This is a genomic window from Sedimenticola selenatireducens, assembly GCF_007625115.1.
GTDB classification, from domain to species: Bacteria; Pseudomonadota; Gammaproteobacteria; order Chromatiales; family Chromatiaceae; genus Sedimenticola; species Sedimenticola selenatireducens_A.
Map to the genome: position 1 here is coordinate 186,677 of NZ_VMNH01000009.1, position 22,986 is coordinate 209,662.

General features: G+C 50.9%; 23 protein-coding genes. 19 read left to right on the top strand and 4 right to left on the bottom strand.

Going from position 1 to position 22,986, the window contains the following annotated elements:
* The first annotated feature begins 11 nt into the window (after positions 1-11).
* The 13 genes from flgE (at position 12) to FHP88_RS09810 (ending at position 14,380) form a co-directional block, all read left to right on the top strand.
* Positions 12-1,298 (top strand): flagellar hook protein FlgE, encoded by a 1,287-nt coding sequence (flgE, locus tag FHP88_RS09750; protein WP_144358850.1) that lies wholly within the window; start codon positions 12-14, stop codon positions 1,296-1,298.
* A 74-nt stretch (positions 1,299-1,372) separates the two neighbouring features.
* The gene (gene flgF / locus FHP88_RS09755; RefSeq protein ID WP_144358851.1) at positions 1,373-2,113 is read left to right on the top strand and encodes a flagellar basal-body rod protein FlgF; all 741 of its coding nucleotides are present in this window, start codon (positions 1,373-1,375) and stop codon (positions 2,111-2,113) included.
* A 65-nt stretch (positions 2,114-2,178) separates the two neighbouring features.
* On the top strand, positions 2,179-2,964 hold the full coding sequence (gene flgG, locus FHP88_RS09760) for a flagellar basal-body rod protein FlgG (protein ID WP_144358852.1): 786 nt from the start codon (positions 2,179-2,181) through the stop codon (positions 2,962-2,964).
* Positions 2,965-2,977: 13 nt separating this feature from the next.
* Positions 2,978-3,688, top strand: coding sequence for a flagellar basal body L-ring protein FlgH (flgH, locus tag FHP88_RS09765; protein ID WP_144358853.1), 711 nt, complete (start codon positions 2,978-2,980; stop codon positions 3,686-3,688).
* Between the two features lie 69 nt (positions 3,689-3,757).
* Entirely contained in the window at positions 3,758-4,852 is a 1,095-nt protein-coding gene (locus FHP88_RS09770) for a flagellar basal body P-ring protein FlgI (protein WP_144358906.1), read from the top strand.
* On the top strand, positions 4,852-5,817 hold the full coding sequence (flgJ, locus tag FHP88_RS09775; RefSeq protein WP_144358854.1) for a flagellar assembly peptidoglycan hydrolase FlgJ: 966 nt from the start codon (positions 4,852-4,854) through the stop codon (positions 5,815-5,817). Before FHP88_RS09770 ends, flgJ begins: the two co-directional genes overlap by 1 nt.
* A 168-nt stretch (positions 5,818-5,985) precedes the next feature.
* The gene (gene flgK / locus FHP88_RS09780; protein ID WP_144358855.1) at positions 5,986-7,971 is read left to right on the top strand and encodes a flagellar hook-associated protein FlgK; all 1,986 of its coding nucleotides are present in this window, start codon (positions 5,986-5,988) and stop codon (positions 7,969-7,971) included.
* 2 nt (positions 7,972-7,973) lie between these two features.
* Entirely contained in the window at positions 7,974-9,197 is a 1,224-nt protein-coding gene (gene flgL, locus FHP88_RS09785; RefSeq protein ID WP_144358856.1) for a flagellar hook-associated protein FlgL, read from the top strand.
* A 541-nt stretch (positions 9,198-9,738) separates the two neighbouring features.
* Positions 9,739-11,604 carry a flagellin gene (locus FHP88_RS19465; protein WP_144358857.1) on the top strand — a complete coding sequence of 622 codons (1,866 nt, stop codon included), beginning with the start codon at positions 9,739-9,741 and terminating at the stop codon, positions 11,602-11,604.
* Positions 11,605-11,663: 59 nt separating this feature from the next.
* Positions 11,664-12,098, top strand: coding sequence for a flagellar protein FlaG (locus tag FHP88_RS09795; RefSeq protein ID WP_144358858.1), 435 nt, complete (start codon positions 11,664-11,666; stop codon positions 12,096-12,098).
* A gap of 160 nt (positions 12,099-12,258) precedes the next feature.
* Positions 12,259-13,617, top strand: coding sequence for a flagellar filament capping protein FliD (gene fliD / locus FHP88_RS09800; protein WP_144358859.1), 1,359 nt, complete (start codon positions 12,259-12,261; stop codon positions 13,615-13,617).
* A gap of 39 nt (positions 13,618-13,656) precedes the next feature.
* Positions 13,657-14,079, top strand: coding sequence for a flagellar export chaperone FliS (gene fliS, locus FHP88_RS09805; RefSeq protein ID WP_144358860.1), 423 nt, complete (start codon positions 13,657-13,659; stop codon positions 14,077-14,079).
* 1 nt (position 14,080) lies between these two features.
* The gene (locus FHP88_RS09810; RefSeq protein WP_144358861.1) at positions 14,081-14,380 is read left to right on the top strand and encodes a flagellar protein FliT; all 300 of its coding nucleotides are present in this window, start codon (positions 14,081-14,083) and stop codon (positions 14,378-14,380) included.
* A gap of 30 nt (positions 14,381-14,410) precedes the next feature.
* Here FHP88_RS09810 and FHP88_RS09815 read toward each other — a convergent pair whose 3' ends face one another.
* Positions 14,411-15,220, bottom strand: a complete 810-nt coding sequence (locus tag FHP88_RS09815) for a cytochrome C assembly family protein (protein ID WP_144358862.1) — start codon at positions 15,218-15,220, stop codon at positions 14,411-14,413.
* A gap of 255 nt (positions 15,221-15,475) precedes the next feature.
* Between FHP88_RS09815 and ffh the strand changes: the two genes are divergently transcribed.
* From ffh to rplS, 5 genes are all read left to right on the top strand, one after another.
* Positions 15,476-16,873: a signal recognition particle protein gene (gene ffh / locus FHP88_RS09820; RefSeq protein WP_144358863.1), complete on the top strand. Its 1,398-nt coding sequence runs from the start codon at positions 15,476-15,478 to the stop codon at positions 16,871-16,873.
* A 165-nt stretch (positions 16,874-17,038) separates the two neighbouring features.
* Positions 17,039-17,290 (top strand): 30S ribosomal protein S16, encoded by a 252-nt coding sequence (gene rpsP, locus FHP88_RS09825; protein WP_144358864.1) that lies wholly within the window; start codon positions 17,039-17,041, stop codon positions 17,288-17,290.
* A 57-nt stretch (positions 17,291-17,347) separates the two neighbouring features.
* Positions 17,348-17,869, top strand: a complete 522-nt coding sequence (gene rimM / locus FHP88_RS09830) for a ribosome maturation factor RimM (RefSeq protein ID WP_144358865.1) — start codon at positions 17,348-17,350, stop codon at positions 17,867-17,869.
* A gap of 8 nt (positions 17,870-17,877) precedes the next feature.
* On the top strand, positions 17,878-18,621 hold the full coding sequence (gene trmD / locus FHP88_RS09835) for a tRNA (guanosine(37)-N1)-methyltransferase TrmD (protein ID WP_144358866.1): 744 nt from the start codon (positions 17,878-17,880) through the stop codon (positions 18,619-18,621).
* 19 nt (positions 18,622-18,640) lie between these two features.
* Positions 18,641-18,985, top strand: coding sequence for a 50S ribosomal protein L19 (gene rplS, locus FHP88_RS09840; protein WP_144358867.1), 345 nt, complete (start codon positions 18,641-18,643; stop codon positions 18,983-18,985).
* A gap of 116 nt (positions 18,986-19,101) precedes the next feature.
* Here rplS and FHP88_RS09845 read toward each other — a convergent pair whose 3' ends face one another.
* Positions 19,102-20,232, bottom strand: a complete 1,131-nt coding sequence (locus tag FHP88_RS09845; protein ID WP_144358868.1) for a hypothetical protein — start codon at positions 20,230-20,232, stop codon at positions 19,102-19,104.
* A 145-nt stretch (positions 20,233-20,377) separates the two neighbouring features.
* Between FHP88_RS09845 and sbcB the strand changes: the two genes are divergently transcribed.
* On the top strand, positions 20,378-21,814 hold the full coding sequence (gene sbcB / locus FHP88_RS09850) for an exodeoxyribonuclease I (RefSeq protein ID WP_144358869.1): 1,437 nt from the start codon (positions 20,378-20,380) through the stop codon (positions 21,812-21,814).
* Positions 21,815-21,870: 56 nt separating this feature from the next.
* Here the strand turns inward: sbcB and FHP88_RS09855 are convergent, their stop codons facing one another.
* Entirely contained in the window at positions 21,871-22,155 is a 285-nt protein-coding gene (locus tag FHP88_RS09855) for a hypothetical protein (protein WP_144358870.1), read from the bottom strand.
* 140 nt (positions 22,156-22,295) lie between these two features.
* Positions 22,296-22,931: an ankyrin repeat domain-containing protein gene (locus tag FHP88_RS09860; protein ID WP_144358871.1), complete on the bottom strand. Its 636-nt coding sequence runs from the start codon at positions 22,929-22,931 to the stop codon at positions 22,296-22,298.
* Positions 22,932-22,986: the final 55 nt, after the last annotated feature.

Below are 22,986 nucleotides of genomic sequence, written 5' to 3' on the forward strand. Positions count from 1 at the left end.
GGAGAAGAGAGATGCCTTTTCGTATAGCACTTAGCGGACTTGATGCCGCATCAACTGACCTGCAGGTCACGGGCCATAACATTGCCAACTCTGCAACGAATGGATTTAAACAGTCCCGCGCCGAGTTTGCTGATATTTACGCCACATCCATTCAGGATGTGAGTGCCACCGCGGCCGGTCGTGGTGTACGCGTCTCCCGCGTCGCCCAGCAGTTCAGTCAGGGTAATATCAACTTTACCGCTAGTAATTTAGACCTTGCCCTGAATGGTGAAGGTTTCTTCACGCTTCAAGATGCTGCGGGTAATGTCTCCTACACTCGAGCAGGTGCCCATACCGTAGATAGGGACGGCTATGTGGTTAATCACAATAATGATCGCTTACAGGTCTTTTCACCAATAGGCAACAGCACGACCAATTTTAATACCGGTTCAACGACAGACTTGCAGTTGCCGACGCTCTCTGGTGCACCTTCCGCGACAACGGCAGCAACGGTGGCGGTTAATCTGGATGCCAGCGGCACAGCGACTGCAGCCGCGACACTGTTTGATCCAACAATCGCTACCTCGTATGACAGCTCAACCTCAACAACGGTATATGATTCACTGGGCGCGGCCCATACCATGACCATGTTCTACCGGGAATCGGATACGGTAGCCAATCAATGGCATGTCTATACCACAGTGGATGGCAATATTGTCACGCCGACTACCAATTCAACTGCAGCTCCATCTTCTGCCACCTACCCGAGTGCAACAGTAAACTTCAGTACATCAGGTGCACTCACTACGGGCTCTGGTAGTGTCTCGGCCACCGGAACTATTGCCTACAACGCACTTCCTATCACTGGTGCTGCTGCGTTAAATCTTACATTTGATTACAACAGTACCACGCAGTTTGGTTCGGCATTTGCTGTCAATAACTTGACCCAGGATGGCTATGCAACGGGCCGACTGAGTGGCGTCGATATTGATAACTCTGGTGTGGTCTTTGCGCGTTTTACCAACGGTCAGTCCACAGGATTGGGCAAGGTCGCTCTGGCGAAATTTAATAATCCACAAGGTTTGCGGCAGTTAGGTGATACCAGCTGGGCGGAGACTTTCTCTTCTGGCAATGTCCAGATGGGTGAGGCAGGCACCTCAAGTTTTGGTCTGATTCAGTCCGGTGGTCTGGAGAACTCCAACGTGGATATTGCTGAGCAGTTGGTCAACCTGATTACTGCGCAGCGTAATTACCAGGCGAATGCCCAAGTGATTACTACCGCTGACACGGTAACTCAAACGATTATCAATATACGTTAAGACTAGTGGATTGGAATGAATTTATTCCAATCCAGGTGATTCACCAATAGTGGTGATTCATACAGGAGAAGATAATGGATCGCATGCTTTTCGTTGCCATGAGTGGTGCTAAAGAGACCATGCTTGCTCAGTCAAGTAACAGTAATAATCTGGCCAATGCGACCACGCCTGGTTTCCTGGCCGATTTGCAGCAGTTTCGCAGTATGCCGGTATTTGGGGATGGCTATCCGACCCGGGTCTATGGCATGAGTGAACGGCCCGGTACGGATTTCAAACACGGTGCCGTTGTCCATACCGGGCGTGATCTGGATATGGCGATCAACGGTGATGGCTGGTTTGCTGTTCAATCCCTGGATGGGAGTGAGGCTTACACCCGGCGTGGAGATTTGAAGGTTGATGCCAATGGCTTGCTCACAACCGGCAATGGTTTGCCGGTAATCGGCAACGGCGGACCGATTGCCATCCCTCCTTCTGAAAAAATCGATATTGCATCAGACGGTACGATCTCAATTCGTCCACTCGGACAGGGGGCGGCGGAGCTGGCAGAGATCGACAGAATCAAGATGGTTGCACCCTCCCTGGATATGATGGAGAAAGGCGGTGATGGTCTGATGCGCCAGCGTGATGGCCAGCCATTGGAGGCAGAGGCTGAGATTCAGCTGGTCACTGGATCGTTGGAGAGCAGTAATGTCAACATTGTTGATTCCATGGTGGACATGATCGACTTTGCTCGTCGCTTTGAGATGCAGGTAAAGATGATGAAGACTGCAGAGCAGACGGATGAATCATCCGCCAGCATCATGCGAATGGGTTGATGAAGTTGGCAAGCGGATTGCAATGATATTTTTGAGTAATTTGATTGAGTAGAGGATGACGCACTATGTACCCGGCACTCTGGATCGCAAAAACAGGATTGGATGCACAACAGACCCGCATGTCTGTGATATCGAACAACCTCTCCAATGTCAGTACCACTGGCTTTAAGCGGGACCGTGCCTCATTTGAGGACCTGATCTATCAGAATGTCCGCCAAGTGGGGGCGCAATCGTCGCAGGACACCCAGCTGCCATCCGGCCTGGCATTAGGTACCGGTGTTCGCACGGTGGCGACACAGAAACTGCATACGCAAGGCAATATCATGCAGACCGGTAACTCATTTGATATTGCGATCCAAGGACGTGGTTTTTTTCAGGTTTTGCATCCCGATGGTTCTATTGTCTACACCCGCGATGGTTCGTTTGGTTTGAGTGCGGATGGCCAGATTGTCGATAACAATGGCTATGCATTGGAGCCGGCGATTACCGTGCCTGCGAATACCCTCAGTGTCACGATTGGTACAGATGGTGTGGTCTCTGCACTGGTGTCTGGCAATAGTACACCGACTCAAATTGGTAGTATTGAACTGGCCGATTTTATTAACCCAACAGGACTTGCCGCAGTGGGTCAAAACCTGTTCCGCGAAACGGCTGCCAGCGGAACTGTGACTACGGCCTCACCCGGTGTTGACGGTGTCGGTACAGTGGTTCAGGGCTCACTCGAGAGTTCGAACGTGAATGTGGTTGAAGAGATGGTGAATATGATCGAGACCCAGCGGGCCTATGAAATGAATTCCAAGGCAATCTCTACGACCGATGATATGTTGGCCTATGTGAGCAATCAGCTTTAAGCAGGTGATTGAAATGACGAATCGGCTTTTTTCTCTTTTGATGTTGGCCCTGATTGCGGCTGGATTAGCGGGATGTCAGTCCGCACCGGTACGTGATCCTGCCTATGCACCGATGCGTCCTGTTATACCCCCTCCCGCACCGATGGGTAATGGATCTATCTATCAGGCGGGTTATGAGCGTAGCTGGTTTGAGGATATGCGCGCGCGGCGTGTCGGTGACATGCTGACCATTAAGTTAGCTGAAAAGACTGATGCCAAGAAAAAGGCCACCACGGCGGTCAAGAAATCTAACAGTAACAGTGTCACCAATCCGACCATCCTGGGCAGTACCCCTCAATTCAATGCGCCCGGTCTTCTACCACTTGCCAGTAATAACAACAACAATCTGGGTTTTTCGTTGGAGTCTGAGCACGATTTTTCGGGTGAGGGCGACAGTGCGCAGAATAATGAACTGACCGGAGATGTGACCGTTACGGTAATTGAGGTTTTGCCCAACGGCTATCTGATGGTCAGAGGTGAAAAACGTATTGGCATTAATCAGGGCAATGAGTATGTGAAGGTCTCGGGTATTGTGCGCCCGGCAGATATTGATTCGACTAATACCGTGCTTTCAACCCGGCTCGCTGATCCCACCATTGTCTATAAAGGTGATGGTGCTGTTGCTGATTCTAATGTGATGGGCTGGTTTGCAAAATTCTTTATCAGCGCCCTGTTCCCCTTCTAGGTGAAAATGATGAAACAGATTACAACATTTAACGCGGTTCAGATCGGACTGACGACTCATCGGGTGAGTATGATCGTGAGTCTGCTGTTGTTACTGTTTTTTGCGGCGGGAACAGCACATGCTGAGCGAATTAAAGATCTGGCTTCTATTGCCGGTGTGCGTTCCAACCAATTGCTCGGTTATGGCTTGGTAGTTGGATTGAATGGTACGGGTGACAAGAGCAGCGCTGCTCCCTTTACTGAGCAGAGCCTGAAAAGCATGCTGAATCAGTTAGGTATCGTGGTGCCGCCAGGAACCCAGATTAAACCCAAGAATGTGGCTGCCGTAACGATTCATGCAGACCTTCCGGCCTTTGCTAAGCCAGGCCAGAAGATTGATATCACTGTTTCATCCATAGGAGATGCCAAAAGTCTCCGGGGCGGTTCGCTGTTGATGTCACCACTCAAGGGTGCTGACGGCAAGGTCTACGCCATTGCACAAGGCAATTTGGTGGTGGGTGGCTTGAGTGCTTCAGGTGCTGACGGCTCAAACATTACCATTAACATCCCCAGTGTCGGCCGCATACCCAATGGTGCAACCGTTGAGCGTACGGTGGCCTCTGGTTTTCATCAAGGCAACTACTTGACACTGAATCTGCATGAAGGTGATTTCACTACGGCCAAGCGCGTTGTGGATGCCGTCAATCAAGCGATAGGGCCGGGTATGGCCAAGGCGATTGATTCAACCTCTGTACGGGTCAATACGCCCTCCGATCTGGGACAGCGCGTCTCTTTTGTTTCGCTGATTGAGAATCTGCCGGTGAATCCTGGTGAGACCGCCGCCAAGGTGATCGTTAATTCACGCACGGGAACGGTCGTCATCAGTAATCAAGTACAGGTCTCTCCTGCGGCCGTTTCACACGGTAGTCTGACGGTCACTATCAGCGAGAACGCTGAAGTTTCTCAACCCGGTGCTTTTTCAGGTGGTACGACTGCGGTCGTTCCCCGTACTGATGTGAATGTGGCTGAAGGTGGTAGCCGGATGTTCCTGTTTAATCCGGGTGTCTCACTCAATGAAGTGGTACGTGCTGTGAACCAGGTAGGTGCCGCACCTTCTGATCTGGTGGCCATTCTGGAGGCTTTGAAACAGGCTGGTGCTCTTAAAGCCGAGCTGGTCATCATCTGATGGATATGGCCAACGCCTCAATCTACACCAGTATGGAGGGCCTGACCGCGCTTAAGGCGCGGGCATCGAAGGATGCAAAGGGCTCGCTGGATGAGGTGGCGAAACAATTTGAATCGTTGTTTGTACAACAGATGTTGAAGAGTATGCGACAGGCGGGGTTGGGTGAAGGGTTGATGGACAATGACCAGAGCCTCTTTTATCGCGATATGTACGATCAGCAGCTGGCCATCCACCTTTCAGAGAGTGGTGGTATGGGATTGGCCGATGTCATCAAAAGACAATTAGGTGATGCAGAGCCAGGTGAGCGTGCTGGCTCATCCATGCCTGTTAAATCGATTGAGGATTATCAGCGTCTGGCTATGGCGATAAGGCTGTATCAGCCAGGCGTATCCGGCGACAGTGCAGATGTTGCTGAGTCGCCAAAGGTTGTTGCTACAGACAATAATCGACCGGATCCCAATCACTGGAGCCGAGATGAATTTGTTGAGCAGCTTTGGCCATGGGCTATCGAAGCGGCGGGTCTTCTCGGTTTAAAGCCCCAGGCCTTGGTGGCACAGGCCGCATTGGAAACGGGTTGGGGTAAACATTTGATCCGCAGTGCAGATGGTAGTCCTGCAAATAATCTATTTGGTATCAAAGCCGATCAACGGTGGGATGGCGATCGCGTCAGTGTCAGTACGCTGGAATATGATCAAGGAACAGCCGTGAAAAAGCGTGCCGCTTTCAGATCCTATGAATCGCTTCGTGACAGTTTTCATGATTATGTGGATTTTCTTCAATCCAATCCACGCTATGACAAAGCGCTTGAATCGACCGCAGATAGTGCGTCTTATTTCACGGCGTTGCAGCGTGCCGGTTACGCTACGGATCCGGAATATGCGAATAAAATCAATGCTGTAATGAATGGCGCGGAGATGACGCGCGCATTGGAAAGACTCAAGCTCGAAGCTGATCAGCCGATATAGTGATAAGGGATAGGGCGCCTCACAGGCGCCGCTTGGCGGGCATAGCCCGCCCTCTGATGAATAAAGTCAGTTGCAGGAAAGGTGGAGGAGGGACGTGGCAACCTATCCTCCGGGCTACAAATGGTATGAACGGTTTTTCCGTGTAAAAGCCGCAAACAGGACAGACAAATGGCAGGCATACTGAATATAGGTACATCGGCACTGCTCTCGTTTCAGCGCTCGCTGACAACGACCGGGCACAATATTGCCAATTCAGATACCGAAGGGTACAGCCGGCAGCGTGTCAATCTTGCCACACAGCCACCTCAGTTAACCGGTGTTGGTTATCTCGGCTCCGGTGTAAAGGTTGTCGAAATTCAGCGCATGTACGATGACTTTATCGCTACTCAATTGCGCTCTGCCCAGACAACGGCCTCTGAAATGGAAAACTATTTCAGTCATGCCAGCCGGGTGGATAATATTTTAGCTGATCCCAATATTGGACTTGATCCTGCCATTCAGGACTTCTTTGATGCCATGCAAGTAATGGCGGATGATCCCGCCTCAATTTCTTCACGCCAGGTGTTGTTGTCCGAGGGTGGGGCCATGGTGAATCGCTACCATGACCTCTATCGTCAATTTACCGATATGAACCACCAGCTGAATCAGGAAATGAGTGATCTCTCCACAGAGATTACCGGTCTTGCCCAGTCTATTGCCCGAGTCAATCAGGGCATTATTGAGGCGACTGGTGCTGCCGGTGGTGGTACGCCGAATGATCTGCTTGATCAGCGTGAGGTGTTGCTGAGTGATCTCTCCAAGCTGATCAATATATCAGTTGTTCCGCAGGACAATGGGGCTTGGAATGTCTTTATTGGCAAGGGCCAGGCACTGGTCATGGGTGGTACCAATGCCACTTTGACCTCCGTAAATAGTAGCAGTGATCTGAGTCAACGTGACATCGCCTTTACCAATGTATCGGGCACTCAGGTTGTCACCGATCAACTCTCAGGTGGGGAGTTGAGTGGTTTGATTAACTTCCGTGAACAGGTTCTCAAGCCTGCCATGAACCAACTGGGCTTGGTGGCGATCGGCATGACGGACCGTATCAATGCCCAGCATCAGCAGGGTCTGGACCTGGATGGGAGTTTTGGTGGCCAGTTTTTTGCCTCACACAGTGTCAGCGTATTAGATAATACCAACAATGCCAGTGCGGCAGTCGTCACTGCGACCTTTGTTGATACCGGGAACCTTACGGCCAGTGACTATGAGCTGCGTGCGACTACCACAGCCAATCAGTTCACCATGACACGGCTCTCAGATGGTCAGGTGACCACCATTAATACAGGCGGCACTTATCCCTACACTACGGCTGAAATTGACGGTATTTCCGTAAGTATTTCGGCGGCGGCTACAGCGGGGGATCGGTATCTAATTCAACCGACTCGATATGCTGCCAATAATCTCACTATGTCGATTACTGATCCCCGCAAGATTGCGGCCGCCGGACCTATACGGGCGGTTCACTCAACCAATTCCGGGGGCGGTCCCAACCAGGGAACCGGTGATATAAGCCAGCCGGATTACAGCAATACCACCAATCTTCCGTTGGCCGGTCCCGCTACCATTACACTGCAGTGGGGCGCCACAGCGCATCTTGGTGGACCGGGCTTTACTGTCACGGGTGGTCCTGGTGGTACCATCGCCTATGATCCCGCTACCCAAAGCAATGGCGCGACTTTTAACTTTGCTGCATACGGGGGTATGAGTTTTACCATGACCGGTACCCCCGCAGCGGGTGATCGGTTTGTGATAGAGAATAACAGCGGGGGTGTGGGTGATAATCGCAATGCCCTGAAGCTGGCTGATCTTCAGTCGGCGGATACGATGCTGGGCCAGACGGGTGGTGGTCTGGAGACGGCGACCTTTCAGGAGGCGTACAGTCAGCTGGTGTCTGATGTCGGATCAAAGACCCATCAGGCTGAAGTGAATTTCAATGCAACCGATGGCTTGAGGGAGCGACACCAAAATTCCCTGCTCTCTATCAGTGGTGTGAACCTGGATGAGGAGGCCGCTAACCTGATCAAATATCAGCAGGCGTACCAGGCGGCGGCGCAGGTCATTTCCGTGGCCGGTACCCTGTTTGATACGCTGATAGGGGCGGTCCGGAGGTAATCATGATACGCATCTCGACTCAAATGATCACAGATCGTAGTATCAGCTCAATGTTGAAACAGCAGAGCAGTGTGAGTGATACTCAGCTTCAACTTTCAACGGGAAAGCGTTTATTGGTGCCGTCGGATGACCCGGCCAGTGCGGCGCGTGTAATGGGACTCAATGGTGCGGTCGAAACCTTGACCCAATATCAGAGCAACATTGACCGACTCACGTCTCGGCTGGAGACAGAAGAGAGCTCCCTGGCAGGTACAACCAATATATTGCAGCGGGTTAGGGAGCTGACGGTCCAGGGTAATAATGATGTGCTGTCGCAGACAGACAAGGCCGCTCTGGCTTCAGAGGTTCGTCAATTGCGCGATCAGATCTTTTCCATGGCCAATGCAAAAGACAGTGGCGGAGAGTATGTCTTTGCCGGCTATCAGTCCGGTACACGCCCTTTCTCTTATAGTGCGGGTGTCTACACGTATAATGGCGACAGCGGTCAACGTGAACTCCAGATTGCACCCAGTCGTACGGTAGCGGATGGGGATAACGGTTTCGATACGTACATGAATGTCGCTACCGGTCCGATTGCTACAGTCAATGTGATTGCCCCAACAGATCCTGCTCCTGCGGCGATTACAGCCGGTGATATCACTATTGATGGCGGCAATGGTAATGGGCCAATCAGTATAGGTGCGCTGCCGCTTGCGGCCAGTCCGACTGATCGAGCCACCCAGTTACTGAATGCAATAAATGCCATTTCCGGCGAAACCGGAGTGACCGCAGTCAATGCTACGGCAACCACCCTCACGCTTACTGCGGTCGGTGGTACGGGTGTTACAGTGGCCATTGCTGGAACAGCCACTACAGCCAATACCGGTCTCACCTCAGCAACAACACCACCCGTCACTTCAAAGCGCAGTATTTTTGAGACGCTGGATCTCCTGGCAACCGAGTTGGAGGCTGGAAATTCTGTCACTCGCTATATCACTGATGTGAACTTGGCATTAGAGAATATCATTGAAGTGCGTACCACGGTTGGCGGTCGGCTGAATGCGGTGGAAGAGCAGCAGGCAGTGAATGAGGATCTGAAACTGATTCTTGAAACTCACCGCTCAGAAGAACAAGATCTGGATTATGCCGAGGCCATTGCCCGTTTTGAAAGCCAGATGGTAGCGCTGCAGGCGGCGCAACAGGCCTATGTGAAGGTGAAAGGGTTGTCGCTGTTCAACTATCTATAAATGGTGGGTGGTGGCTACAGGCTTCTCCCATAGGGCGCCTCATAGGCGCCGCATGGCGGGCATGGCCCGCCCTATGTCCCGAAAGTCTGGTAGGGTTGGCACGCTTTTTGTGCCCACGCGAAAGATGCGGTACAGGGCAAAGCCGCTCCCGGCCATCCATGGCCTACGCGGCATAAGTCCATCCTTGGATAAAAAGGTGGGCACAAACTACGTGCCCACCCTACGTGGCTTTCTTCATAGGCGCCGCATGGCGGGCATGGCCCTATACCCCGAAAAGGATAAAACCAGGGGACGGAATTAAAAATTACTTCTTTGTGATCTCGAAGATAAGTCTTTAATTATCAATGAGATAATAGAAAAATTGAATTTGTAGCGGAGTTCACATGTTTTTCACTTTTTTTCTTAAAGAATCCATGGAAATGGCCGTTACAGACATCGGAGGCGGTAAATATCAGATCAGCGATCAGATATATCCGCTAAAAATCAACCTGACCCCGAGGGCACCCCATCCGGTAGCTAAAGGGGAATAAGGAGCAAGACAATGGCACAGGTCATTAACAGTAATGTTCTATCCTTGACTGCACAGCGTAATCTTACCAAATCGCAGTCATCACTCAATACCGCTATTCAACGTCTTTCATCTGGTTTGCGTATCAATAGCGCGAAGGATGATGCGGCAGGTCTGGCCATTACAGACCGGATGACCTCCCAGGTGCGTGGTCTTAACCAGGCCATTCGAAATGCCAATGATGGTATCTCATTGGCCCAGACGGCTGAAGGTGCGTTGGCTGAATCATCCAATAACTTGCAGCGTATTCGTGAATTGGCGATTCAGTCTGCTAACTCCACGAACTCCGCATCTGACCGGGCAGCGCTGAATTCAGAGGTGAATCAGCTCCTTTCTGAGATTCAACGTACCGCTACTACCACACAGTTCAACGGTCAGAACATTATTGACGGTACTTTCCAGGCATCACAGTTCCAGGTGGGTGCAAACGCCAATCAGACCATTAATGTCAGTGTGGCCGGTGCTACGACTGATACATTGGGCTCCTATGGTGGCGCAGGTGCTGCTGTATCAACCACCGCGTTCTCAACGACGAATTACTTGACTATCAATGGAACACAGATTGGTGCTTCTGCTGATCTTTCGACACAGTCTCCTGGCTGGACAGCTGCCAGTGCGGCAGCTAAAGCGCAGGCTATTAATGCAGCATCTGCTTCTACGGGTGTAACCGCGACCGCTACCACTACTGTAACGGGTGCTGCTCCGATTGCGGGATCCACGATTAACGCGGGCGACTTGACCATTAATGGTATTTCCCTGGGTGCGGTCGCTGCGCAGTCAACAGGTGCAGCGCAAGGTCAGAATGTTGCGACTGCCATTAATAATTTGACTTCACAAACAGGTGTAAGTGCCACATACAGCACAAGCACTGGTGCGTTGACTCTCACATCAAGTGAGGGGCGCGACATAGCTCTAGCCGCTGGTAGTGCTGCAGGTGCAACCCGGTTGCTGAATGCTACAGGATTGACTGCGACAGTTGGTGGCACGGCGGCTACTGCTGGTACAGATACGGTTGTGCTTTCTACGGCTGGCCCTATAACTGGCGATGCAGTTACGATCAATGGTATTGCTTTTACCTTTACTGCCGGAGCTGCAGAGGCGATATCCGTCACTAGTGCAACTGCGGTGAGTGTTACTTATGATGCTAGCGGTAATGACGCGGCCGATCTGGCTGCAGCAGTCGATTCATTAAAGAATGCTTTCGATGATGCTAAAGCTGATTCTCTTACCGCGGCTGCATTGGTTCCGTTAACAGCTGTTTCTGATGGTACCGATACTTTCACGATTACGGATAGTCGAGTTGGTGACTATGCAACTCTTGGCCGTAGCGTTTCCAGGGCCTTTACTACAGGCGCAAATGCGACTGTGACACAGGACGCGACGGGCGGTGCTGATTATATAGCTGGAACACTTGCCAATACTACTGGCGGCACGTTGACCTTGAATTCTTCAGAAACCTTCACTTTAACAGGTTCTGGCTCGGGTCTTGCTGATGCCGGTTTCAGTTCATTGACCGTTGCGCTGAGCAAGCTCAGTGCGGTTGATATCTCAACCGTGGCAGGAGCCAACTCTGCGATCGCTGTTGTGGATGGTGCCTTGGCTCAGATCTCCAGTAGTCGAGCTGACTTGGGTGCGGTGCAGAACCGCTTTGAATCCACCATGGCTAACTTGAGCACAGCCTCTGAGAACCTCAGTGCTGCACGCTCTCGAATCCTGGATGCGGACTTTGCTGCAGAGACGGCGAATTTGACCCGGGCGCAGATCCTGCAGCAGGCAGGTATAGCGATGGTTTCCCAGGCGAATGCTCTGCCACAGAGTGTCCTGTCACTTCTCCAGTAAAGGAGCACGGGATGAGGTTCCATAAAGTAACCTCATCCCCTGTAAACTAGGTGATCGCCATGGTAAATCAAATCTCTCAAAGTGTGCTGAGTAGCTTGACTACCCAGCCAAAAGGAGCTCCAAGCAGTAGTACCGGGAAGGTACAAGAGAGTTCTGATGTCGAATCGGTGGCCCAGGTTGTACAACCTTTACCTGATAGTGAAACTAAGGCCGCTGAAAAGTCATCGCAAAAGGTGGATGAGCAGGCGCTTGATGAAGCGTTAGGTCAATTGAATGAGTTTGCTCAATCTGTCCAGCGACAGCTGGAATTTTCTGTTGACGAAGAGAGTGGGAAGACTATTGTCAAGGTCATAGACAAAGAGTCGGGACAGACAATTCGGAGTATCCCCTCAGAAGAAGTCCTGAATATGCAAAGAAGGCTCAAGGAGACCAGTGAAGCTATATTTAATAGTGCAACTGATCGAGTCTCTCTGTTGTTTCAGGGCAAAGCGTAAAGAAATACCGGGGACAAGGATGTCTCCATTGTTTAAGTGTGGCGGGGTCGTAGTCAAGCCGCCCGCCCGGTCGATGAAAACTTTTCAGGGCTATAAGGCGGCTTGACTACGACCCCTGAAGAGTAGATGGCAATAGCAGCAACTTAACGAGGAGGCCAATATGGCCATTTCATCCCCCGGTCTTGGATCAGGACTGGATGTCAACTCGATAATTTCCAGTCTGATGGCGATTGAGGAGCGCCCTCTGACGTTGCTGAATCAGAAAGAGGCTGAAGTACAGGCCAATATTTCAGCCATGGGAAGCCTCAAGAGCGCACTCTCCAGTCTGCAGTCTTCATTGACCGCGCTGGGTGAGGAAGATACCTTCCGCGCGACCTCAACCCAATCATCGGATAGTGCCGTATTTACGGCGACATCCAGCTCCACTGCAACATCCGCCAATTATGCGGTGACCGTCAATCGACTGGCTCAGGCCCATAAAGTGGGTTCCACTGCATTTGCCGATACAGCTACCTTTGGTGGGGCTGCAGGCGATGAAATGATCCTAACGGTGGATAGCAAAACCTTCACGCTTGATCTTTCAACAGCCCAGACCCTGAGTCAGATCCAGTCAACCATCAATGCCGAGTTGAATACCACAGGGGTCACAGCTGGTCTGATTACCGGAGACAGTGGTCAGCAGACATTGACCTTGACGGCGTCTGATACAGGCTATGATAACCGCGTACAACTCTCCTATGGCGGGGCGATCAATGCCTCGACATTTAACTTCTCCATGCTTAATAGGGATAGTGATGACGTTTTGCTGGCAACAGAAGCCGAGCTGGATGCGTCAGTAACCATTGATGGTGTGCCGGTTACCCGTAGCAGTAATAGCATTACCGATGCCGTTGCAGGGCTCACCCTGAATTTGAAAACAGAGGGTAGCGCCAGCGTTACTATTAATGCTGATAGTAGTAGCGCAACTGGAGCAATGAATACTTTTGTCGCATCACTAAATGATGTGTTAAATCAGGTTAAATCAATCTCATCCAGTGGAACCGGTAACAGCAGTGTGATGCGGAGTATTGAGTTTCAGCTAAGCTCTATTATGAATGCAGGGCAAACCGGACTGGGTAGTTACTCCTATCTCTCACAGCTGGGCGTGACCACCAAAGAGGGTGGCGGGATGACGTTTGATAGTTCCAAGCTTTCAACTGCAATGACAGATGATATTGAGGGTGTGATAAGTTTCTTCTCTGATACGAGTAAAGGTTTTGATGTAAGAATGGATGGTATGCTGGACTCCTTCCTTCAAAGCGGTGGTGTCATAGACAGCATTGTTAATGGCGCCAAGAGTGAAGTGACCACGATTACCCGTAACAGGAGTCTGATGGAACAGCGACTGATATCAACAGAGGCTCGGCTACGCAGTCAGTTTGAGTCACTTGATACATTGATGTCCAGTATGCAGACGACAAGCAGTTATTTGACCAGTCAGTTGGAAAGCATAGCCAATCTGACACTTAATAAAAGTTAATTTTTAATCAGCGAGTTGCTGGTTGTTGAGGAAGTAATTATGGCAAAGTCTCGGGTGAATAGCGCGCTCTCTCAGTACAAGAGTGTTAGCGTGTCTTCCGGAGTTGAGAGCGCCACCCCCCATCGTCTTGTGCAGATGTTAATGGAAGGCGCACTGGACAAGATGGCCGCGGCAAAAGGCCATATGTTGCGCAATGAATTGGCAGACAAGGGACGATTTATCAGCTGGGCTATTTCCATAATTAGTGGCTTGCAGAGCAGTCTGGATATGGACGCTGGTGGAGAGTTGTCGCGCAATCTGGATGATCTTTATGATTATATGGTTCGTCGATTAGGAGAGGCGGGTGCCAAGAATGATCCGACAATTCTTGATGAGGTTTCTTCACTGTTACTTGAGGTGAAGTCGGCTTGGGATGTGATACCAACCCAGCTGGATACCGAAAATCGACAGTCAGCTGTATGAAATGATTGAGCAGATATTAGACCTTAGCCAAGCAATGCTTTCACTGGCTCAAGACGGTGAATGGGAGCAGGTCGGGGCGTTACAGCAGAAGCGCCAACAGCTTGTAACAGAAAGTTTTCCGCTAGACGTAGATCATATGAATCATGCTGAAACGGCCAGTCAGATCCAATCCATACTCTACCTGGATAAACAGCTCCTGCATTTGGCTTCTGTGCAACAAAAAGAGATTAGCGCCGCTCTGGGTAAGCTGAACCACGGTCGCCAGGCCACCAAGGCCTATCATACCAACGCCCGCAGTTAGAATTTGTTCTGAGCTTGGGCAATAGCTCACTCAAGCACTGAGTACTAACTCCAATACAAACTTGCTGCCAAAATAAGCCAGCATCAGTACCACAAACCCACTCAATGTCCAGGTTAAGGCCTTTTGGCCTCGCCAGCCAAAACGGTGGCGTCCCCATAACAGTGTCCCAAACACCAGCCACGCCACTATCGATAGGATGGTTTTGTGGACCAGGTGTTGGGTGAAGAGGTTTTCCAGGAAGACAAAACCACTCAGCAGTGCGATAGAGAGTAGCGCAAAGCCGAGACCAATCATCTCAAACAGCAGTGCTTCCATGGTCTGTAGAGGAGGCAGGGCGCGAATAAATCCGCCCGGATGCCTGTGGCGCAACTGATAATCTTGAATTGCTAATAAAACTGCCTGAACACTGGCCATTGCGAGCATACTGTAGGCCAACAGTGATATGAGTACATGGATTCTTAATGCCCAGGGCGAGTCAGCGGCCAGAATGTGATTGGCTGGAAAGTGCATCTCTAAGGCAATAGTCAATGCGGCCAGTGGAAGCAGGGTGATGCCCAGATTCTCGACCGGTTTGGTCAGGGCAGAGAGCATCAGTAGCAACATGATGGTCCAAGCAATCAGCGACGAGGCGCCGAAGAAGCTGAGATTTACCCCACCCTCGCTGCTCATGCTCTGATAAAGCAGTATCCCATGCAGCGCTACCCCAGCCAGACCGGCAGTGATGCCAATGAAGCGAGGTAGGGATTTTCCTGTTCTATCAGAAAAGAGTCTGAGAGCAATGATAATCCCGCTAACCAGATAGCAGATGATAGCGAGAAACGCGACGATAGTATGGTTCATATGGGCCGAGATAATCGCATAGTTACCCTATTCCTGGCCAGCCCGAAACACCAGAGATTCGGGCTATCCCTGCTAGATTTGAGCATAATATAGGTTTGGATTGAGCGTAATGCGTTAGATCAGGTTAGCGCTATAGCGATACCTTAGATCATGCCGGGTTAAAACACCCATTGAGCGTTGATGGGATCAAGGGCGCGTGGATCACCGTTTCCATATATAATGCGATAAATTTTTTGTGAGAGGCTCAGTTTAGGCATGTTTGACAATCTGACAGATCGATTAGGTGGCGTGCTCGATAAGTTGCGTGGGCAGGGTCGTCTGACCGAAGAAAATATTCAGGAAACTGCACGAGAGATCCGCATGGCTCTGCTGGAGGCGGACGTTGCACTTCCGGTTGTTCGTGAATTTGTTGATCAGGTCAAGGCCAAGGCGCTGGGCGAAGAGGTGATGCGGAGCCTTACCCCTGGGCAGGTGTTGATCAAGATCGTTAATGATGAGCTTGTCCGGGTTATGGGCGAGGCCAATGCCAAGTTGAATCTGGCTGCCCAGCCGCCTGCGGTGATACTGATGGCGGGCCTGCAGGGCTCGGGTAAAACGACCAGTGTGGCGAAATTGGCGCGCTGGTTGAAAGAGACTCAGAAAAAGTCCGTCATGGTGGTGAGTTGTGACGTCTATCGGCCGGCGGCTATTGATCAGCTCAAGACCTTGGCTGCTGAGGTTGAGGCTGAATTTTATCCTAGTACTACGTTGCAAAAGCCGTTGGCCATTGCCAAGGCGGCGCTTGATCAGGCGCGTAGACAATTTGTCGACGTGCTGATTGTGGATACGGCAGGTCGTCTTCATATTGATGCGTCCCTGATGGACGAGATCAAGCAGCTCCATGCTGGGATCTCTCCCGTCGAAACCCTGTTTGTGGTTGATAGCATGACCGGACAGGATGCGGCCAACACCGCCAAGGCCTTCGATGATGCGTTGCCGCTTACCGGTGTCATTCTTACTAAAACGGATGGTGATGCACGGGGTGGCGCAGCCCTCTCAATCCGGCAAATTACTGGCAAGCCGATCAAGTTCCTGGGTGTGGGTGAAAAGACTACAGCCCTGGAGCCTTTTCATCCGGAGCGTATGGCGTCGCGGATTCTCGGCATGGGTGATGTCCTCTCCCTTGTTGAAGAGGTTCAGGGTAAGGTCGATCAGGCCAAGGCCGAAAAACTGGCCAAGAAGCTGCATAAGGGGCAAGGCTTCGATCTGGAGGATTTCCGGGATCAGATGGAGCAGATGTCCAATATGGGCGGTTTGAACAAGCTCATGGATAAGCTACCGGGAATGGGAAATATCCCTGACCATGTAAAAAATCAGGTCAATGATAAGGAATTGGTTCGTACCATCGCCATTATCAATTCAATGACGCCGCAAGAGAGGCGATTCCCCAATCTAATCAAAGGTTCCCGCAAGCGTCGTATCGCCCTTGGCTCCGGCACTCAGGTGCAAGAGGTGAACAAAATGCTCAAACAGTTCACCCAGATGCAGAAGATGATGAAAAAAATGAAGGGCGGAGGTATGGCCAAGATGATGCGAGGACTCAAGTCAAAAATGGGCCCTGGTGGAGGTATGCCGCCCGGTGGAATGCCGCCTGGAGGAGGATTTCCATTCTGATTTGAGTGTAAATCATATGACTTGATAAAAGTCTGCGATTGTTGGTTTTGAAGTAAGAAAAACACTTCACTTTTCTTCTAAAACGAGTAGAATGCCCCGTTTCACTCCGGCCGGTTTGGTTGGCCGGCGGTGCGTGGCAGATTTTTTAAATTCTAAGGGTTAGGCATGGTAACAATTCGTCTTTCGCGGAGCGGAGCTAAAAAGCGTCCGTTCTACCACATCGTAGTCGCTGACAGCAGATGCCCACGCGATGGCAAATATATTGAGCGTCTGGGTTTCTTCAATCCAATCGCAACGGGCGGAGAAGAGCGCCTGCGTCTGGATCAAGCGCGCATTAGCCACTGGGTTTCCCAGGGTGCTCAGCCGACTGACCGGGTCTCACAGCTGGTTAAGGAAGCGGCAAAAGCTGCAGCCTGATTGGTTTGTGGGCCTGTGCATGTTGCCGGGTATGCAAACCAGTGACCGGGAACTGAAATGAGTGCGCCGGTAGATAAAAACGAGACCGATTGGGCTGTTTTGGGTCGTGTCTCGGGTCTGTTCGGGGTGCGTGGATGGGTGAAGGTTTTCTCCCACACGTCTCCAAAAGAGAACATCCTAAACTACCCTTCCTGGTTTTTATTTCGGGAGGGGGAGTGGCAAGAGTATAAGCTGAAGCAGGGCAAGGCTCAGGGAAAGGGGCTTGTCGCTTTACTGGAAGGGGTCGATGACCGCGACCAGGCAGCAGAACTTACAGGCGCTGACATTGCTGTCAGGCGTGATCAGTTGCCTGAAATCTCTCCAGATGAGTATTACTGGAGTGATCTTGAAGGACGACGAGTCGTTACTGAAACGGGTGTTGAGCTTGGACGGGTGGATCACCTGTTTGAGACCGGTGCGAATGACGTAATGATGGTAAAGGGAGAGAGAGATCATCTCCTGCCTTTTATCGGTCAGGTAATTAAAGAGGTCGATCTGGACGGTGATTTAATCACTGTTGATTGGGATCCAGACTTTTGAGGTGTGGCATGCGTTTTGACGTGGTCACCCTATTTCCTGAGATGTTCAGGGCGATGATCGGTCAGGGAGTAACCGGTCGTGCAGTGGAACGGGGGCAGGTCTCATTAGGGCTCTGGAACCCTCGGGATTACACCGATGACATCCACCGGACTGTGGATGACAGACCCTACGGTGGTGGTCCTGGCATGGTGATGAAGATTGAACCCTTAAGGGCCGCAATCCAACAGGCACAGGCCGCTACTCCCGGTGCCAAGGTGGCCTATCTCTCTCCGCAGGGTAGGCGATTTAGTCAGCAGGCAGCCCATGAGATTGCCCAACGTGATGGCCTAATACTCTTGGCCGGACGTTATGAAGGGATAGATGAACGATTGATAAGTCGTTCAGTAGATGAAGAGTGGTCAATCGGTGACTATGTGTTGAGTGGCGGTGAGTTGCCAGCACTGGTCCTGATGGATGCGGTTATACGACTGCTTCCGGGTGTTTTAGGTGATGCTGATTCGGCTGAGCAGGATTCGTTTTCTGACGGTTTGCTGGATTGTCCCCACTACACGCGACCCGAGAGTTTTGAGGGTGACGTGGTGCCTTCCGTGTTGACTGGCGGGAACCATGAGTTGATTCGCCGTTGGCGGCTTCAGCAATCACTGGGTCGGACATGGCAGAGACGGCCAGATCTCCTGGAAGGGCGAACCCTGAATCAGGAAGAAGAATTTTTATTAAACGAGTTTATTGAAGCGCTGAAAGGCGCTGACTGAAATACAGGAGCATACGATCGTGAGTAATATCATTCAGGAACTTGAAGCCGAGCAGATGAACCGTGAGGTTCCCGATTTTGGCGCCGGTGACACCGTTGTAGTACAGGTGAAGGTTGTCGAAGGTACCCGCGAGCGCCTGCAGGCTTTCGAAGGTGTGGTCATCGCCAAGAAAAATCGCGGTCTAAACTCTTCATTTACCGTTCGCAAGATGTCCCACGGTGAAGGTGTTGAGCGTGTATTTCAGACCTATAGCCCGGCTGTCGCCGCTATCGAAGTAAAACGTCGTGGCGATGTCCGCCGCGCCAAACTGTATTACCTGCGTGGCCGTACGGGTAAGGCAGCGCGTATCCGCGAGAAGATTTAACGCTAATCTGGATTTGCCCTGTACTCAAACACCCCGCTTCGGCGGGGTGTTTTGTGTCCAGGGATGAACTTATGCCGTGGAGGCCGCGAATGGTCGGGGGCGGCTTTGTCAGGAAATTAATCGCTTACGGGGAGTTCAATGCCTTTTGTCTGCTCCATGATCTGAATAGCGCTTTCAAGATCGACTTTATCCACGTTTTCCGGGCTTTGAGCATTAAGTCTGTCGAATATATCCCGCTGTTCAAGTGTCGCTCGATCCCCATTTTCTAACTGATAATGGGCTGCCCAGGGTACAAACTTGGTGAGCGGAAACAGTTGTCCCTCGCTGGGGGAAATGTCGATATTGATGCCGGAGATCAATAGCAGATTTCTTCCTCTAAACTCTCGTTCTCGGATGATGGAGCGGTAGGTTCTGTCAAATTCTATTTGCGAATTCACTTGTGCAGCGGCTAGGGTAGGGAAGGGGGCAGTAAGGATCTGTGGCATGCTTTTGCTCAGGTTACTTTCGAGATGGTTTATGCCCTCTTTCGTGACAATGTTTTCCCTTCTAAAGTGGAATAAATCATCACGCAATATTTCGCCAATCACCTGTTTGCTTCCGGATTTTAATGAAAGATTCGCAAGTCGGGGTAGAAACGACTGACTCAAGTAGAAGGCCTTTGAGGTACTGAACACTTGCAGTGGTAATAACCTGCTCGGTGGAGCCTCATCAATAATTTTTTTTAAATCAAGTATTAACCCTTGCTTGCGCTCATGATCAAGTAGCTGATTATCGATAATGACAGCCGGTTTATCATTAATCAGCGTGAAGGCGATATTGTTTTTAGCAAACTCAAATTCTGCGCTATACCATTCAAGAATTTTGCATATTTTACCGCAGGCGGCAGTTGACTCATGGTCATGCCGCTGTAGACGGCGGTAACTGCCGAATTGATCTTTCTCTGGATCGTATCCCACATGGCTGGCCTGTATGATCACCAGATCTTCGCCGTGATCGGCATGTGGGGCGTGGCGATCGGTAGCGACCACTCCTCCCACAATGCCATGGTTGAACGGGAAGGTGCCGAAGTGCTTGGCAATCAGGATAATTGGAAAACCCTGACTCTCATCGGAGCAGAAAGCGCGGGAGGGCATAATCTGACCGGGCCTGAACCCAAGTGATTTGCAAAAGTTGTAGAGTCTGGGGATGAAGCTGCTATAACGCATCGTCAAACCCTTGATGTGGAAATCACCCATGACGTGCGGCATGTTATTCCCCTTATTCTAGCCACATGAACAGAGCCACAATAGATTCCCATGCTGTCTGTGTCAAAAGGTTGATTGGGTTGCCTCCTTGATGAAAAGCTTTCAATATAGTGTCACTCCCTCCAATTGAATAATTCATAGGCAATTAATGACATTCACCTTCTACTGGCATGACTATGAGACCTGGGGTGCCGATCCGCGTAAGGATAGGGCCGCACAATTTGCCGGGATTCGTACGGATGCAGCGCTGAATGTCATCGGCAAGCCTTTGAGCGTCTACTGCAAACCATCCGATGATCTATTGCCACAACCTGAGGCTTGCCTGGTGACAGGGATAACACCACAAAAAGCACTGGAGCAGGGGGTCAATGAGGCCGAGTTTTTCTCTATGATTCATCTTGAGATAGCCCGACCGGGTACCTGTGGCGTAGGTTATAACAGTGTCCGTTTTGATGATGAGTTTACGCGGTTCGGATTCTACCGAAATTTTCACGATCCCTATGCGAGGGAGTGGCAGAATGGCAACTCGCGCTGGGATATCATCGACATGGTCCGGTTGACTCATGCCCTTAGGCCGGAAGGGGTTGTTTGGCCAAGGCGCGAGGATGGGGCAGTCAGTTTTCGTCTTGAGGCGTTGACTGAAGCGAATGGCATTGCCCATCAAGCGGCGCATGATGCTTTGTCCGATGTGTATGCAACCATTGAGCTGGCCAAGCTGATACAACAGCATCAACCACGGTTGTTCAGCTATCTCTTGTCACTGCGCAACAAGCGCACAGTAGGCGAATTGCTGAATTTACAGGAGCAGACCCCGGTACTGCATGTCTCCTCTATGTATCCAGCCGAGAAGGGTTGCATTGCTATGGTCATGCCACTGGCGAGGCACCCAACCAATCCGAATGGCGTGATTGTCTATGACCTGGGCTATGATCCCGATCCGCTGATTCAGTTAGGCGAGGAGGAGATTCAGATGCGGTTGTTTACGCCCCGAGAGCATCTACCGCCTGGTGTGGAGCGTATCCCACTCAAGACGATTCATCTGAATAAATGCCCTGTTGTAGTGCCAATGAGTACCCTGACGGATCAGGCTGCGGAGCGCTGGGGTATCGATTTGCAACAGGGGTTGGCCTATCTTGAGCGAATAAAGCTGGCCGGAGGGGTGGCGAAGAAGATACAGGCCGTTCATGCGCGACAGCAGTTTGAGCCTATTACTGATCCGGATCAAAGCCTCTATTCGGGAGCGTTCTTCAGTAAGGATGATCGCAATCGAATGAATCGAATACTCACCGCCACGCCGGAGGCCTTGGCGGAAATGGCGGTGGCCTTTGATGATCCACGTTTGCCAGAGATGCTATTCCGTTATCGCGCTCGTAACTGGCCAGAGACGCTTTCTCCATCAGAGGTGGTGCGTTGGCAGGAGTATCGAGTTGATCGGCTGACAAATGCTGAAGGGGGCAGTAGCATCACACTGAAAGCTTTCCAGCAGGAGCTGGCGAGGCTTATGGTCGATCCAACGGTTGATGCCGCAAAAAAGCAGATTTTATCGGAGCTGGCGGACTGGCCTGCAGTTATTCGCCTGGTCTAAGCATGAGCCGGCCTCTTTCTTGAATGTATTGAGACCGGCAGTCTATATTCCGTGGATTACTCAGCGGTCCATTTGTTCAGTGCTTCGATGATGGCTTCTGCCTGGGCCTTGCTAGATATGTTGAATTTTGATTTTGGCAGATACTCACCGTTACGTTTCTGATAGCGGCGTATGCTGTATTTGTCAGGGCTGTATTCGCCTTTAGAGCGGTTCCACTCCTGATAGCGGAACATGACGGTTGACCAGGCCCCTTTGGAAAGTACAACTTTGTCCAACTCTTTTACGACGTCGATCCCGTCTTCTGAGTAGTTAATGGAGAGTTCTTCAACGGTCGATGCCATAGCTGCTAGTCCTGAGTTTCAAGGCCATTTTGGCCGGAAGATGGATAGATTTTTAAATCGGCCTGCATATTCAGGCTGAGGCGGCAAGTTAACAGATGTGAGGGGTTTCGTCACGAGCCGTAACCTGTTTTTAGCGACGATTACTGGGCTCCATTGGCCTGCAGTAGACGAATGATGTTTTGATCGCCTTGCTTAGTGGCAGCGGCCAGGGGGGGTTCACCCGCTTTATTTGCAAGATTTACATCGGCGCCATTCTGAATCAATAATTTTACCTGTACCCGATTATTAGCGGCTATCGCAGCTGTCAGTGGGGTCTGGCCTGCGGAGTTCTGTTCATTGATCTGAGCGCCTAAATCAATCAAGAGTGGAATGATATCCCGATCAGTGACACCGGCGCTCACAGCGACATGGAGGAGTTGTGTCTGATCGTGCTGCGCGCCCTGTTTTATCAAATATTCCGTGATTTGGGTGCGTCCGTTTAATACAGCCCGTACTAAGGCGCTATTTCCCTGTTTATCCGGGATGTCCAATTTGGCGCCTTTACTGACCAGTAGTTTTACAATGATGTAGCTGCCTTGGGTCGCCGCAATGTGCAAGGGTGTTTCCCCTTGCACATTGGCGTGATTAATGTCACTGCCCCATTGAATATGGCGTTCAATCTGATTGATATCTCCCCGTTCGACCGCCAGATTGAGCGAGATAGTGGGTTTATCAGGTTCTGAACAACCGGATAGAAAAAGTGCACATCCAAGTAAGAAAAACTTCAATATATTCATAGTTACCGCATTTTCTGATTCATCGCCTTCAATAATAGCGCCAATAGTGACCGCA